This is a genomic window from Arthrobacter sp. Z5-13 (assembly GCF_056499105.1).
In genome coordinates this window covers 3843820-3858740 of sequence record NZ_CP096460.1, presented here as the reverse complement: position 1 = coordinate 3858740, position 14921 = coordinate 3843820, and the positions used below count along the sequence as shown (strand labels likewise).

At 61.7% G+C, this 14921-nt stretch carries 11 protein-coding genes, 1 tRNA gene and 1 other RNA gene; 6 read left to right on the top strand and 7 right to left on the bottom strand.

All coding sequences use genetic code 11. The annotated features are described in order from the left end of the window. Window positions 1-44: 44 nt before the first annotated feature. Window positions 45-1403 carry an aspartate kinase gene (locus M1E02_RS17905; RefSeq protein ID WP_479375534.1) on the bottom strand — a complete coding sequence of 453 codons (1359 nt, stop codon included), beginning with the start codon at window positions 1401-1403 and terminating at the stop codon, window positions 45-47. Window positions 1404-1832: 429 nt separating this feature from the next. Between M1E02_RS17905 and M1E02_RS17900 the strand changes: the two genes are divergently transcribed. The 3 genes from M1E02_RS17900 to M1E02_RS17890 all read left to right on the top strand — a co-directional run bounded on the left by M1E02_RS17900 (window position 1833) and on the right by M1E02_RS17890 (window position 4973). Continuing rightward, window positions 1833-2660, top strand: coding sequence for an ABC transporter ATP-binding protein (locus M1E02_RS17900; RefSeq protein ID WP_479375533.1), 828 nt, complete (start codon window positions 1833-1835; stop codon window positions 2658-2660). Beyond that, window positions 2657-3799, top strand: coding sequence for an ABC transporter permease (locus tag M1E02_RS17895; RefSeq protein ID WP_479375532.1), 1143 nt, complete (start codon window positions 2657-2659; stop codon window positions 3797-3799). Before M1E02_RS17900 ends, M1E02_RS17895 begins: the two co-directional genes overlap by 4 nt. 67 nt (window positions 3800-3866) lie before the next feature. Continuing rightward, window positions 3867-4973 carry a hypothetical protein gene (locus M1E02_RS17890; protein WP_479375531.1) on the top strand — a complete coding sequence of 369 codons (1107 nt, stop codon included), beginning with the start codon at window positions 3867-3869 and terminating at the stop codon, window positions 4971-4973. A 108-nt stretch (window positions 4974-5081) separates the two neighbouring features. Here M1E02_RS17890 and recR read toward each other — a convergent pair whose 3' ends face one another. The 4 genes from recR to M1E02_RS17870 all read right to left on the bottom strand — a co-directional run bounded on the left by recR (window position 5082) and on the right by M1E02_RS17870 (window position 9369). Further along, entirely contained in the window at window positions 5082-5681 is a 600-nt protein-coding gene (gene recR, locus M1E02_RS17885; RefSeq protein WP_479375530.1) for a recombination mediator RecR, read from the bottom strand. A gap of 125 nt (window positions 5682-5806) precedes the next feature. Beyond that, a complete protein-coding gene (locus tag M1E02_RS17880) occupies window positions 5807-8839 on the bottom strand; it encodes a DNA polymerase III subunit gamma and tau (RefSeq protein WP_479375529.1) in 3033 nt (1010 codons plus the stop codon). Beyond that, an RNA gene (gene ffs / locus M1E02_RS17875) (signal recognition particle sRNA small type) lies at window positions 8838-8934 on the bottom strand. The genes M1E02_RS17880 and ffs overlap by 2 nt, the downstream gene beginning before the upstream one ends. A gap of 108 nt (window positions 8935-9042) precedes the next feature. Further along, window positions 9043-9369 carry a hypothetical protein gene (locus M1E02_RS17870; protein ID WP_479375528.1) on the bottom strand — a complete coding sequence of 109 codons (327 nt, stop codon included), beginning with the start codon at window positions 9367-9369 and terminating at the stop codon, window positions 9043-9045. A gap of 355 nt (window positions 9370-9724) precedes the next feature. Here M1E02_RS17870 and M1E02_RS17865 point away from each other — a divergent pair. Beyond that, a tRNA-Ser gene (locus M1E02_RS17865) sits at window positions 9725-9809 on the top strand. 97 nt (window positions 9810-9906) lie between these two features. On the opposite strand, the gene M1E02_RS17860 is transcribed toward M1E02_RS17865, so the two are convergent. Next, window positions 9907-10818, bottom strand: a complete 912-nt coding sequence (locus M1E02_RS17860; RefSeq protein ID WP_479375527.1) for an oxygenase MpaB family protein — start codon at window positions 10816-10818, stop codon at window positions 9907-9909. 189 nt (window positions 10819-11007) lie between these two features. Here M1E02_RS17860 and M1E02_RS17855 point away from each other — a divergent pair, with 189 nt between their 5' ends. Together M1E02_RS17855 and M1E02_RS17850 are read left to right on the top strand one after the other, a co-directional pair. After that, window positions 11008-12330, top strand: coding sequence for a M23 family metallopeptidase (locus M1E02_RS17855; protein WP_479375526.1), 1323 nt, complete (start codon window positions 11008-11010; stop codon window positions 12328-12330). 156 nt (window positions 12331-12486) lie between these two features. Next, window positions 12487-13416: a phosphodiesterase gene (locus M1E02_RS17850; RefSeq protein WP_479375525.1), complete on the top strand. Its 930-nt coding sequence runs from the start codon at window positions 12487-12489 to the stop codon at window positions 13414-13416. A 16-nt stretch (window positions 13417-13432) separates the two neighbouring features. Here the strand turns inward: M1E02_RS17850 and M1E02_RS17845 are convergent, their stop codons facing one another. Then, on the bottom strand, window positions 13433-14848 hold the full coding sequence (locus M1E02_RS17845; protein WP_479375524.1) for a stealth conserved region 3 domain-containing protein: 1416 nt from the start codon (window positions 14846-14848) through the stop codon (window positions 13433-13435). Window positions 14849-14921: the final 73 nt, after the last annotated feature.

Genomic DNA, 14921 nt, shown 5'->3' with positions numbered 1-14921 from the left:
TGAGACCGGTCCAGGGATAAGGCTGGACCAGAGACGAGCCCGGGTTAGCGCCCGGTGCCGCCGTACACAGTTGCCACGTCTTCGCTGTCCAGATCAAACGCCTTGTGGATCGCGCGCACGGCGTCGTCCAGAAGGTCAGCGTGGGTCACCACCGAGATGCGGATCTCTGACGTGGAAATCATGTTGATGTTGATGCCGGCGTCGGACAGCGCCTTGAAGAAGGTGGCGGAGACGCCGGGGTGGGAGCGCATGCCTGCGCCGATCAGCGACAGTTTGCCGACGTTCTCGTTGTATTCGATGCTCTCGAAGCCAATGTCGGCCTGCGCGGCATGCAGTGCCTTCAGAGCATCCGCACCTTCAACAATGGGAAGGGTGAAGGAGATGTCGGTGCGACCGGTGCCATGCGTTGAGACGTTCTGCACGATCATGTCGATGTTGGAGTGCGCGTCTGCGATGACCTGGAAGATCGCCGCAGCCTTGCCGGGGATGTCCGGAACGCCAACCACGGTGACTTTTGCTTCGGAACGGTCGTGTGCAACGCCGGAGATGATTGGCTGCTCCAAGGCAACTCCCTCTTGAGTGGTGATCTTGTCATCAGCACCGGGCATAACCCAGGTGCCTTCGTTCTGGCTGAAAGACGAGCGGACATGCAGCGGAACGCCGAATCGCCGTGCATACTCGACGCAACGCAGGTGCAGGATCTTGGCGCCGGACGCTGCAAGCTCCAGCATCTCTTCACTGGAGATACGGTCAATCTTCTGGGCGGAGGGGACTACCCGCGGATCCGCTGTGTAGATGCCGTCGACGTCGGTGTAGATCTCACAGACGTCTGCCTCCAAGGCCGCGGCAAGGGCAACAGCGGTGGTGTCCGAGCCGCCGCGGCCTAGGGTGGTGATTTCGTTCGTGCTGCGGCTCATGCCCTGGAAACCTGCCACGATGGCAATGTGTTCCTTGTCCAGGGCGGTCCGGATCCGGTGGGGATCGACGTCGATGATGCGGGCTTTACCGTGGATACCGTCGGTGATCATTCCCGCCTGTGAGCCGGTGAATGACTGCGCGGAAGCTCCGAGCTTGTTGATGGCCATGGCCAGTAGGGCCATGGAAATCCGCTCGCCGGCGGAGAGGAGCATGTCCATTTCACGGGCAGGGGCTGAATCGGTCACCTGGGAAGCAAGGTCAAGCAGTTCGTCGGTGGTGTCGCCCATGGCGGAGACCACAACCACAACCTCATTGCCTGCCTTCTGCGCATCCACCACGCGCTTGGCCACCCGCTTGATGCCGTCCGCATCGGAAACCGAGGAGCCGCCGAACTTTTGCACGATCAGCTGCTTGGTGACGGCAGTGTTCTCGGGCAGTCCTTGTGACTGGGACTCGGTATTCACTTCGGTAGTGGGCATACTCATGCGCGCACCCTCACTGGATTAATCGGGTTTCTGAAGGCCAGGCGGCCATAGTGGCACGACGGCGTACCTTATTGGGTCAGTTTATCGCCGGGGGAGGTCCGGCGCTGAATTGTGACCGAATGGTGGCCGTTGCGGACGAGCTGACGAAGTGCTTCCCGCGTAGCATCGAGTGACCATGGACCGCCTGTGTCTTGGAGGCACCAGCTTTCAGATAGTCCTGCGGTCACACAAATTGTTGGGGGACAAGTGCAAGACGGCATGGACAATGACGGAAGTCTGACTGCAGCTGGCGGGATCCGGGAGGTGCCATCCCCTGATGGACCACTCGATGAAGGACCATCAAGCGGAATTATCGCCAGAGGTGTGAGCCGAAGCTTCGGTTCTGTGCACGCCGTAGAGCATATGGACTTTCACGCACCAGCAGGCAAAGTGACTGCCTTGATCGGGCCTAATGGTGCAGGCAAGACCACCCTGCTGCTGATGCTGGCCTCGCTCCTGGCCCCGGATTCAGGAACCATTGCCGTTGATGGGCTGAACCCAGCGACGCAACGGGCTGAAGTCAGGCGAAGAGTTGGCTGGATGCCGGACACTCTAGGGGTGTGGGAGTCCCTGACGGCCCGTGAGATCCTCACCCAGATGGGCCGTTTCTACCGCCTGCCCAAGCATGGGATCCCCGGCCGGGTTGAGGGCTTGCTTGGCCTGGTCCGCTTGGTTGACCTCGCTGACCAGCCGGCACGGGTCCTTTCTCGCGGGCAACAGCAACGGTTGAGCCTCGCCCGGGCTCTGATCCATGACCCTTCAGTACTTCTCCTGGACGAACCGGCGTCAGGCCTTGATCCTGGTTCAAGGGTGGAACTGCGCATTATGCTGCGGGAACTCGCCGAGGCAGGCAAGGCGATTGTCGTCTCCTCGCATGTCCTGAGTGAGCTGGATGAAATCGCAGACGGGGCTGTGTTCGTCAACCAGGGCCGCACGGTCAACAAACAAACCGTGGAGGAAGCTACGGCACGCGGACGGCGTTACGCGATTTCCGCCGTCGACCCCGAGACACTTTCCCGGAAGCTCACCGAGCTTGGACTCGCCTTCCGCATTGAAAACAGCCGCAAGGCTGCTGTCAGCCTCATACTGATGAACGACGACGACGCCGCGCGGCTCCTGCGAGGCCTCGTCCTGGCCGATGTCCCCGTCCTGTCTTTCGCACCGGCAACAGGAGCACTCGAAGAAACCTACATGACCCTTGAGGTGGAGCAGCGATGAGCCAGACAACAAGCGGGTCACAGAACACTTCAACGGGCATGAACGCCGCAGGCTATGCCGCCGGCATCCGCGACGTCATAGTCCTCGAACTCAAACAACGCCTTAGGTCACGTGGCTGGTACATCATGCTGGGAATCTGGTTCCTGCTGACAGCCCTGGTGACGTGGCTGACGTGGGCAAGCTGGAACGCCAGCCAACCCTCCCGCAGTAACGGCTCAGATTTTGGTTACGTGGCCGGATCGATGAACCCGGGCTCCATGATTTTTGAGATCGTGCTGGCCTTCGTGTTGCTCTTTGCCTTGCTCGTGGCACCGGCTCTCTCGGCGAATGCCATCAACGGGGACCGCAGCGGCGGAACCCTTGCCATCCTTCAAATCACCCTCCTCACGCCGGGGCAGATACTCTGGGGAAAGTTCTTCGCCGCCTGGCTGGCTGCCCTTGCTTTTCTCGTCACCAGCACCCCGTTCCTGATTTTCGGCGTCATGCAGGGTGGTCTCACACCGGGGCATGTGATTGTTGCCCTGCTGATGCTTACCGTTGAAGTGGGCATTGTGTGCGCCGTGGGCGTGGGGATTTCGGCACTGACAGCACGTCCGCTGTTTTCCATTGTCACTACCTATCTGGCCGTGGCCGCACTGGTTTTCGGCACCGTCATCTCCTTTGGCCTCGGCACAGGCCTCACGCAGGGAACCATCATGGCCAACCAGCCCAACTACCCCAGCTCCAGCCCACTCGTCCCCGAAGGCACACCCGCCCCTCCTGCCTATACCTGCAGTGGTCCCCTCCATGAGGTAAGGGTGCCACGCACGGAGCGCGTGGCCTGGCTGCTCGCCATGAATCCCTACGTAGTGGTGGCCGATGCAATTCCCTATCCAAACCGGAGCGAAGGTGACATGTTCCGGGGTGCGGGCGCGCTCGAGGGCATCAGCCAGCTTGCACGTCAAGCGGTGGCTGGTCCGGAGGGTTCGTACACTTGTGCCAATGGTGAACCCCAGGACTCTTACCTGAGTCAGAGAACACCCATGTGGCCCCTGGGGCTGGGGCTCCAGCTGGTTCTTGCCGGGCTGCTCATTTGGCTGGGTTGGCGTTCTCTTCTTACCCCGGCCCATAGGCTGGCACGGGGAACCCGCATCGCCTGAGCCCATCTTGTCCAGCCGGTGCCTTCGCATGCTGGACAGCCCGCGGGCACAGGCTCACGATTGGAACGTGAGCCAGCGTAAGGACAACGATGAATCTGAGCCGGTCTATGAACTGATCGGGGAGGAAGCCGGTATCTCCCCATCGGGCCACGGGCCCGGCCCGGGGGATGGCCGGAATGCTGCACCCGGTGTTCCAGGCGCGGCTGCTGTTGCCCTGCGCCGGGCACTTCATGACTGCTGGGCATCAGTTCGAAGTCTTAGGTTCTGGTTGCAGGCGCTCACTGTCTTCCTGCTGTCCTGGGCCGGTGGAATCTTCCTGACCATAGGGTTTGTGTCCGGCGGGGCCTACAACCCTGATGTCTACGCCTTTCCTGACACGTACATCTTCACTGCAGCGCTGTTGGTGCCGGGCGTCTCGCTGGTGGCCTTCCTGTGGAGCCTGTCGAGCCACGGAACGGCGGATGCGGGTGGTGCCGTTGGCTTACTGTACGCATGGTTCTTCGCTGTTGCGCGGGGCCTGGTATTCACGGCCGCCAGTACAGCGGGACTGCTCATTCTCTCCGCGGCTTTCAACGCACCTGCCCAGCTTGTCGGAGTCGCGGCGGTGGTAATGGTGTTCGAGTCTTTCGTATTCGCCGGGATAGCTGCCGGCGCAGCACGGTGGTTGCCCGGGAGAGGCGGACTCGTACTTGCCTGGTCGGTGACTGCCTTCCTTCTGCTTGGCAACGTCGCAGCCGTGATCGCTTTACTTCCGGCAGTGCGGCAGTACGAGCCAGCCCACGTCGCTATTAATGTCCATCGGGACGATCTTGGCAGGATTGCCTCATACGAGTGCTCACCGGAGTTCTCCGGCATTGTTGAGGTGGTCCACACTGAGCGCATCAGCTGGTTGGGGGCTTCGCACCCCTTGCTCATTTTTGTTCTATTCGCCGGGGAAGCACCCCCTCCCGTCGCTTTCCTGGGTTGGCTGCCAGCTGAGCTTGAGGCTGCCGCTGCTGGGAACCAGATTCCGTGTGTGGGCTCTGCAACTGCCGGGGCGAATGAGCCGGGGGAAACTGAGGCTCAGGTGCCTCTCGCCCTCGTCGGCATCGGTACTCAACTAGCCATGGCGGGCACTCTGCTGCTTGCCGGCCATGCGGCTTCACGGCGTCGCGAATGGCTCTTGTCGTCCTGACCAATGCCGGAGGCTCAACTGCGGCAGGGCCGCACCCGATAGCCGGGCCGTTCTCTTTAGCCGAGCTGGCCCTCGAGCCGAGCAGGTCATCGGCTTAGCTTGCCACTCTTAGCTGAGGGCGTTGCGGCGCCCCTCGAAGGCCCGGCCCAGCGTAACCTCGTCGGCATACTCCAGGTCGCCACCCACGGGGAGCCCTGATGCCAGCCGCGTGACGGCTATACCGATTGTCTTAAGCATGCGCGCCAGATACGTTGCCGTCGCTTCACCCTCCAGGTTGGGATCAGTGGCGATGATGATTTCCTGGATGGCACCGTCATTAAGCCGGGTGAGCAGTTCACGGATCCGCAGCTGCTCAGGGCCGATCCCGGCTATGGGATTGATGGCTCCGCCGAGCACGTGGTAACGGCCGCGGAAAGAGCGCGTCCGTTCGACGGCGAGAACATCCTTTGATTCTTCGACGACGCAAATCACCGAGGGGTCCCGCCGAGGATCGCGGCAAATGTTGCAAAGCTCCTGCTCGGTGACGTTTCCGCACACCGTGCAGAACTTCACGCGTTCCTTGACCGTTGTGATCGCCTCCACCAGGCGCTTCATATCCTGGGGATCCGCCTCGAGGATATGGAATGCCAGCCGCTGGGCAGACTTCGGACCGACGCCAGGCAGCCGCCCCAGCTCATCGATGAGCTCTTGAACTGCACCCTCGTACACTATGTCCTCGTTCGTTCGGATCGATTTGGTTCAGGTCGATTTCGTTCGGATGGATCATGCTGGCTGATTTTGCAACCAGGCGCTTATCGGGCAGTGGCCCTCCTGGGAACGCGGAGACCCGGGAGCTAGAAGCGCGGTGGGAGGGGACTGCCATCCAGGGAGCGCTCCTCCACGAGCTTCCCGCCTAGAATACGCTCGACGGCGGCCCGGCCAAAGACTCCGGATTCTTCGATGGTTTCATCGTCAGCGCTGGGGACGTCCTGGACGAATGCCGCGCCGGCGTCAGCCGTACGTGCGGGAGCTTTGGCCCGTCCGGCCTCCGCCTCCGGGCTGCTGGACAGCCGTTGATACAAACTTTGCCGAACGGCTGTTTCACCCGGCGACGTCGCTGCCGAGACTGTGTAGGCCGAAGGTGCGCTTTTGGTTCCAGTTTGTGCGCTGGTGGCCATTGCGGGCTTCTTCGCCAGGGCAGGCGACGTTGCAGCGGCACCTGCCGGTCCGGCCATGGCTCCCACTGTCTGGGGGACCTGCGTCGGCTGCGGGACCTGCGCCGGTTGCGGGACCTGCGCGGCGGCCGGCTCGTACCGTGGTGTGGGAGCGGCCGGTTCTGCCTCTGTGCTTGCGGCAGTGGCGGGTGCTGGAAAGGAGGCAACTGCAGAGGCCAGCGAATCGGGTGATCCGTTCTGGGAACCGGAGCCGACATTGGACTCCACGGCGACGACCCAAACGCCCGGAGCCTGCTCGCGTGCATGTGCCCAGGGGTCACTTATTGCGGACGGCTCTACTTGAGAAACCGCCTCGCCGCCGGTTGCCGCAGCCTTCGAGGAGGCAGATCGTCCAGGCGCAGGCTTGGTGTCAGCGCGGGGGGCCTGCTGCTGTGCAGATCTTTGCTGTCGGGGTTCCGCTGGAGGTTCCCAATCCATTGGAGGTTCATCGTCCAGTGGTGGAGCGTCTTCGTCCAGGGGTGGACCCCAGTCGTCATCAGGATAGGAGTAGGACCCTGCCGAATCGGGCGCGCTGCTGATGGCGGTGCCATTATTTGCGGGAGCGGGCTTACGTGTTTCTTTTGCGGATGAGTTACCCGGGTCTGCCTGTTTGCTTGCCTCTACCGCAGAGATATTTTCAGGAGCGGGTGCCGCAACCGGAGTGGGAGCGGGCGCTGACGCGGGTGCCGCAACCGGAGCTGGTACCGCAACCGGAGCTGGGGCAGGATCGAGACCCCAGTCCGCATCAGTGGATGCTACCGGAAGGTTCCGGTCAGTAGGCGCTTTTGGGTTTGGCTCAGCGCTCGCTGCACTCTTGGTACCGCCTGCGACAGCTTCAATTTGGCAGTCGATGCCGATGGTCTTGTGGATGGCCTGGCGGAGGTTGTCGGAGTGGTCAGCCCGGCCAAAGGCGCCCGCCAACCCGGGGGTAGTGAAGGCAATGGTGAGTACCTGGCCATCAAACCGGGCAACCTGGGCATTGGGTTCAACCAAAGCCCACGTGCTGCGCTTGATTCTGGTCAGCGTCTGCAGGATGTCCGGCCAAGCACGGCGCAGAACTTCGACGTCCGACGAATTCCCACCCGGCCGAGTGCCGACGGCAGCCTCAGACGGCGACTCTGCAGGAGCAGGCAAGTTTTCGGCTTCCCTTGGCGGCAAAGCCGGAGATGCGGCTCGGGCGTCAGCGGCGGATCCCGGTGACCCGGCAACGGGAGGTACCGCTGGAACCGCAGCTGCGACAGGCGAGGGAGCTGCAACCGGAGCTGCGGCATTCGAGCTAGCGGTTGGCTCGGCAGGGACTGCTGCCGGGCGCTGACGAGTGCCAGAAGCAGCTGTGGCATCAACGGCAGGAGTTTTAACATCAGTGGCATCAGTGGCATCAGGAGCTGAGGGCGCGCGTGTTGGGGTGACGGTTGAGGGTGCCGATGGAGTGGCGGCAGGGGTGGAAACGGTAGGGGCAGCGGGATCGTTTCCAGCGAAGCTCAGCCTCCGCTCAACTCGATCTATCCGTGCAGCGATTCCGCGTTCAGTCTGTTCTGCGCTAGGAAGCAGTATCCGGGCGCAGAGCAGCTCCAGATGCAGCCGTGGTGAGGTGGCGCCTGTCATTTCAGTGAGTGCTGTGTTTGTTACGTCCGCTGCCCGGGAAAGCTCAGCGGAGCCCAGGTTGTGGGCCTGATTCTGCAGGCGCGCGATCTGGTCCGCAGGCATGCCCCGGAGGATGGACTGCGCACTTTCAGGCATGGCCTTGACGATGATGAGATCGCGGAACCTCTCCAGAAGGTCCTCCACAAACCTGCGGGGATCGTGGCCCGTCTGGATGACGCGGTCCACCGCACGGAAGACCGTGGCTGCGTCCGAGGCTGCTACGGCATCGACAACATCATCAAGCAGCGATGCGTGGGTGTAACCGAGGAGCGCCACCGCCAGCTCATAGTCCAGGCCGTTCGGGCCGGCGCCTGCCATGAGCTGATCCAGGACTGACAGTGAGTCGCGTACCGATCCGCCACCGGCACGGATGACCAATGAGAGCACCCCGGGAGCTACCGGAACGTTCTCCTGCTTGCAAAGCAATTCAAGGTAGGCCATGAGCGGCTCCGGCGGAACCAGCCGGAAAGGGTAGTGGTGCGTTCGTGAACGGATGGTGCCAATAACCTTGTCCGGCTCCGTGGTGGCGAAGATGAACTTGATGTGCTCGGGTGGTTCTTCCACGATTTTGAGCAAAGCGTTGAAGCCGGCCGAAGTGACCATATGGGCCTCATCGATGATGAAGATCTTGTAGCGATCCCGAACCGGAGCGTAGGTGGCGCGTTCGCGCAGATCCCGGGCGTCATCCACACCACCATGGCTGGCGGCATCAATTTCGATCACATCGAGGGAACCTGCCCCTCCACGGGCAAGCTCGATGCAGCTGGGGCACGTTCCGCAGGGCGTATCGGTGGGGCCTTGGGCGCAGTTGAGGCAGCGGGCGAGAATCCGGGCGGACGTGGTCTTTCCGCAACCACGTGGACCCGAAAAAAGGTAGGCGTGGTTGACACGGTTCTTCCGCAAAGCCGTCATCAAAGGCTCGGTGACGTGTTCCTGACCGATAACGTCCGCGAAAGAGTCAGGGCGGTATCTACGGTAGAGGGCAGTAGTAACAGTCACAGAGAAAACCCTACCAATCGGGACAGACATAAAAGACCCCCCATGCACCCGCCAGAGCCCATTTACCCTTGCTACCTTCCGGTCCTGGGGGAGTTCAACAGGATGACGCCACATGAGGGGCCGTCAGCAACTTTACCTGAAGTTTTGATGTCGCCAAATCGGAGGTGCGGCCCTGCGGTACGTGAATAGAAGTGAGGCGTCGGTTGGACCAAACTCAACGGAGCCTAGGGATATCAGCGGGCGTGGCCGTCCACCGGCCAAGTCATCAGGGCGGGTTCCTCATAAGGGTGGGCGGCGCGCAGTGCCAGCACAACGGCGTCGAGCTTGTCCCTGTCCACAACGCATTCCACCCGGATCTCTTCAACGAGTTCGGGTTGGCCTACGGCACCGAAGTACGGCTCAGCACCGTCGAGGGGAGTGAATCTCCCTACGCCACGCACGGTGAACGAACAATGGGAATAGTTCCCGATCCTGCCGGCGCCTGCGTCTCCGATTGCCCTCAGAACGGCGTCGGCATGACTCTCCGGTACGTAGGTAACCATTGCGTGCAATCGTGACATAGCCCCATCATCCCAGTGGCAATCTTTGCCATGCCAGCAGACCCGCTGAGAAATGTCTTGCTTATCCTTGGCTGACAGCGCAACATTGCGTATGTAAACCGATTGGGGCAATCTCGAGGTTGTGAGTCACTGGGCCTGGCGTGGGGGTCGGACCCAGTAGCTCAACGGTGATGCCGTGGAGTGGGCGCATTGGGGGCGTCCATTTTGACGTTAACGTCAAACCCCGTCCTGAAAGTCGCGCTCGAGTCAGCAGCCGCTGAAGTCCATCGAACGGCGAAATCCATCCAATTTCCTCAATTGGGTGATGCCGAAAAGTTCAGGTAGTCTAGTATCTGCTTTTGATTCAAAAGCTACTGGAGAATTCGCCTAGCGGCCTATGGCGCACGCCTGGAACGCGTGTTGGGTTAACGCCCTCGGGGGTTCAAATCCCCCATTCTCCGCGTTTTGGCCCCGGTCCTGGACCGGGGCCTTTTGCGTTCCCGGGGTTTTCGTTTCACCGTCCCGTCCAGCTCCGTAGCCGGGGGACCCTCCGCGTCCTTACACCTCATAACCCAGACGGCGAAGGCGGCGCCGGGCTGCCTGCTCGCTGGGCCTCTGACGCCCCAGTGCGAGATGCACGAGGCCGAGAGTTGCCCGCGTTGCCAGCCGCACTGGTAGAGGGAAGGGACCCAGCCGCGCGGGCTGCAGCCTCAGTAGATCCCGGTACTTTGGTTCGAGGCTGGAAACGGCAGCAGCAAAGAGCACCCGATATCCGGGCTTGAGCATCGGATGCAACGGGGGATTCCGGATGAAATCCACGGTCTCCTTGACGCTCTCATCAAAACGTAAGTCCCCGGCGTCGAACCAGCCGTCCAGCTGCTTTTTCATCTCTGCCTCACTGACCGGGGGCGCGTCGGCTCCCATCAGCAGGCCGGCCTGGGCCCACTCCCGAACGTAAGCGTCCGGGCCTCCGGGGACCGGACCGCCCCAGATTTTGTGGGTCTCCAGGAAGGCGTCGGTGAAGGCGATATGAACCCAGCGCAGGAGTTCAGGATCGTTCGCATAGTAGGTCCGGACTTGGCCGTGTCCGTCAATATATTCGCCGCGAACCTGCTCATGAAGCCTGAGCACCCAATCTGATGCTTCCCGGGCCGCTGCGGTTGAACCGTAGGTGACGGTCATGATCCAGCGGATGGTGTGGGCAAGCCTCCCCAGGGGGTCCTCACGGTAGTGGGAGTGTTCGCGGACGCCGGATAATACGCCGGGATGGAGCGTTTGCATCAGCAGGGCACGGATGCCGGCCACGATGGTGCTCATGGATCCGTGCACTGTCCAGACCGCGGAGTCAGGGCTGAAGTAGCCGGGGTCATTTCCCTCGGCCAGCCGTGGCACCCACTCGGGAAGTGATACCGGGTTGCCGTTCAGAGTCCGTCTGATTTCGGCCTGCCACTCCTTCAGGATGTTACGCATGCTCTATTCTCACTCAATCAATTATTCTGAGTGGGATTCGCAAGATAACCTCAGGAGTTCCGCAATGTTCTCTAAGCTTGAGCGGATTTTGGCCCGTCAGGGTTCACAGGCTCTATGCCCTGTGGTCCCATTGGTTAGTAAGTCCGCAGGGTTTGGGGATCGCGGACCGAGTCTTTTGGGAGTCCTTGAGTGGGAAATCACGCTGCAGCAACCGGGCCTGGCAGCCGGTCCGACGGCCCTTGCGCCCTTGCTGTCCGCATTTTGGGAGCCACCGTTACCGTCGCCCTGGCGGGCTGGGCCTTCGGCGTCCAGGGTCCCGGAAGCCAGGTGCAAACGGTCTCGACGGCGCCGCTCGTATCAGCGGGATCAGGCGTCACTTCGAGCGCGGCGGGTTCAGCCGGGGGAGAAGACATACATGCTCCCGTCGGTTTTACCGCAGATCCTGCCGCCCTTGTTTCCTATAGCCGCTCCATTGTCAGGACAACTTCCAAAGACGGCAAGCATGAACTGAACGTTGCTATCCAGGATATGAAGCGCCCTCCCGCCGGTTCCCTCATGGCTCCGTTGGAAGTTTTGGTACCCAGCTCACCCTTTGGTCTCCGCACCAGCCCCCTTACAGGTATGGCGGGCGAATTCCATTGGGGGCAGGATTTTGCTGCCCCCTGCGGCACCCGCGTCTATTCTGCCGACGCCGGCGTGGTCCGGGCCGTGGGCTGGCACCTTTGGGGTGGAGGCAACCGGGTGGAGATCGATCACGGCAATGGCCTGATCACCACCTACAACCACCTTGAGGCAATCGCGGTCAAAAAAGGGGAGTCGGTCCAGGTCGGTGAAGTCATTGCGCGCGTGGGAACTACGGGTTCCTCCACGGGCTGCCACCTCCACTTTGAGACCATCCTCAACGGAAAGCATGCCAATCCGGCCGATTGGAAGCTTTTGCCCACCAAGCAGGTGGACGAACTCGGCTTCCTTGATATGGCCAGTTATGCACCAGGACAGAAGCGTCCCGAAGGCGCCGAGACTCCGCAGTGGGCGATTCCCATAGCGGCGGATGGCGCACACCAAGTTGATGGTGGACACGACCATTCTGATCCCGGTGCTGACGACGGTACATCCGGCCAGGAGCCCAGCTCGCCTTCACCAAGTCCTTCCACTCCTGTAGAGCCCACTCCCACGCCGACGACCCCCGTTCCTACGCCGACTCCCACGCCGACGACGCCCGTTCCTACGCCGACTCCCACGCCGACGACTCCAACACCGACTCCGACTCCAACTCCGACTCCGACGACTTCAACTCCGACTCCCACGCCGACGCCGACGCTGACGCTGACACCGACCGAGTCCACGTCGTCGGCTGCGACTGCCGAGCCGACTCCGACGCCCACGGCCAGCGGGGCGGCAGGGCCGGGCACCACCACGGCGCCGGGGCCTTCACCGACGCTGGATCCGCCTGCCTTGGAGTTCGTCCAACCGACTGTGACCCTGAAACCAGAAGCCATCCCTACCTCATAGTGGATGAAGGAATGTCTGATCCTACGGAGGCCGATTAATCAGGATTATTCAACATGCCAGCCGGAGTTTGCACATTGTTTGCCTTAAGTCTGGTTGGATAAAGATTACTGAGAGGGACACTGGAAGCGCCGCTTCCAACCAACCACGAAGGCAGTAATGGAGCACATCGAGGCCGAACACCCCCGGCCGCGTCATTTTCTACTCCACCTGAGCGACCCCCACCTGATGGGAGGTCCCCAACCCCTTTACGGCGCCATCGACAGCGAATCCCGCCTGGCCCAACTCTTCCAGGAAGTACAGGCCTCGGGGGTGCGCCCTGAAGCGGTCATATTCACCGGAGACCTCGCGGATAAGGGCGAGCCGGAGGCCTATGCCAAGCTTCGGGCCATCGTTGACCCGGCCTGCGAGGCCATGGGCGCACGGGTCATCTGGGCCATGGGAAATCACGACAACCGGGCACACTTTCGAACCGGCCTGCTGGATCAGCCTGCAGATGATTCCCCGATAGACCGCAGTTACTACATCAACGGGCTCCGCGTGATCACCCTTGACACGTCCGTGCCGGGCTTCCACCACGGCGAACTCAGTCCCGCTCAGCTCGAGTGGCTTGCCGACCAGCTGGAAACGCCAGCCCCGGACGGCACCATATTGGCCTTGCATCATCCGCCGGTCCCGTCCGTGCTGGACCTGGCGGTGCTGGTGGAACTGCGCAACCAGGCGTCCTTGGCAGCCGTTCTGCGTGGCTCGGATGTGCGCACCATTTTGGCCGGCCACCTGCACTATTCCACTACCGCCAGCTTCGCCGGGATTCCCGTGTCCGTCGCCTCAGCGACGTGTTACACCCAGGACCTGAACGTTCCCGTTGGCGGTTCGCGTGGCAGGGACGGCGGGCAGGCATTCAACCTGGTCCATGTCTACGAACACACCATCGTTCACTCCGTGGTTCCGCTGGGCCAGACCCCCACTGTTGGCGAATTCGTCAGCGCAGAGGACACCCAGAAGCGGCTGGCTGCCGCCGGAATTGTGATCCCTGAACGGGCAAAGACCCAGGGCGTTGCGAAGCCCAGGGTCGTCAGCAGCCCCTGACTTTATTCGGCTTGGATCACTTCTCCCAGGGTGCCTTGATGGGGAAGTAGTTCTCCAGGAAATCCGTCACAAGGTCGGCCCGCTCATCCGCGGGGACCTCTGGGAAGCTGCCGTCGTTGAGGCAGAAAAAATCCATGTTCCGCTTGGCCAACAGCTTGGGGAGATAGTTCAGCCCGGCCCGGACTGTGGTGTCGATGTAGCGGACCTTCGCGGCTGTCTGCGTCGTGGCCCTGCCGGTCAACAGCGCGTAGTAGTGGTAGAAGGAGTTGGTCACCGAGATATTGTCGGCCGCCCGGAAAACGCTGGCCGCCGTCTTGGTGAACTCGTCAGGGAATTCCTTCTCCATCCGGGCCACCACGCTGCGCCGTAGAGGGGCTGCGGCGTGTTCCAGGTGCCTGGTGGTGATCCGGCCGAAGCGGTTCCACAGGAGTTTCCGGTTGACCCGGGCCGCGTTCTCGAACCCGCTGCGCTCGGCGTCGTTATCTCCAAGGCCGATGCGGGTCTCTGCCTCGATGAACTTGGTGATTCCCCCCGGCGTGAAGAACATGTCCGGTGCCACTGACCGGCCGAAGAACATGTCGTCATTGGAGTAGAGGAAGTGCTCGGACAGGCCTTCGATGTGGTGCAGCTGGCACTCGACTGCCTGGGAGTTGTGCGTGGGCAGCACGGATGGGTCAGCAAAAAATTCTTCGCTGCGCACGATCGTGACAGTCGGGTGGTCTGCCAACCAGGCAGGTGCCGGGGAGTCGGTAGCGATAAAAATCCGGCGCACCCAGGGCGCAAACATGTAGACGGAGCGGAGAGCGTACTTCAGCTCGTCGATCTGCCTGAACCGCGCCTCGTGGTCGTCGCCCTCGCCCAACACGGCTCCAGCCATCCGGGCACGTCGGGCTGCGATGTACTCGGGGGAGTTGCCGTCCACCCAGGAGAAGACCATATCGATATCAAAACTGATGTCGCTTGCATGGTCCGCAAACATGTTTTCGATAGTCGGCCAGGTGTGGCCATAACGCTCCACTGTTCCACGGACCGCATCCTGGGCGAGCAGTGTACGCCTGGTCAGGGAGTTCTCGATTGGCAGGATGAGCTGGTTGCCTTCAAAGCTCCATAGTTCCAGCTGAACGCCCGCCGAGGCGCCGAATTCGAAGCCGCCCTCAGGTTCAACGCGTGGACGGTAGAGGCGGAAGATCCTCGCCTGACGGTTGGTGGACAACTCTCCATCGGCAACCAGCACCGACGACTTTTTCTTGGCGTCCACTGTCATTGAATAGAAAGGCTCATCCAGGCAGGCTTCGACGAGCGCGGAACGGAGTGTCTTGCGGTCCTTCCAATCCAGGGCGATCACCGGCCGGTCATTATTGCCCCGGACCAGCAGGTAGTCCAGACCGGCAGAGGCCAGCACATTGCGCAGGAAAAGAAGATCCTCGACCATGGCCTGATACGGCGTTCGATTGGAGTTGATGAGGGCATAACGGCCCCTGTGCCTGATGATGTCGGGGCGGTTC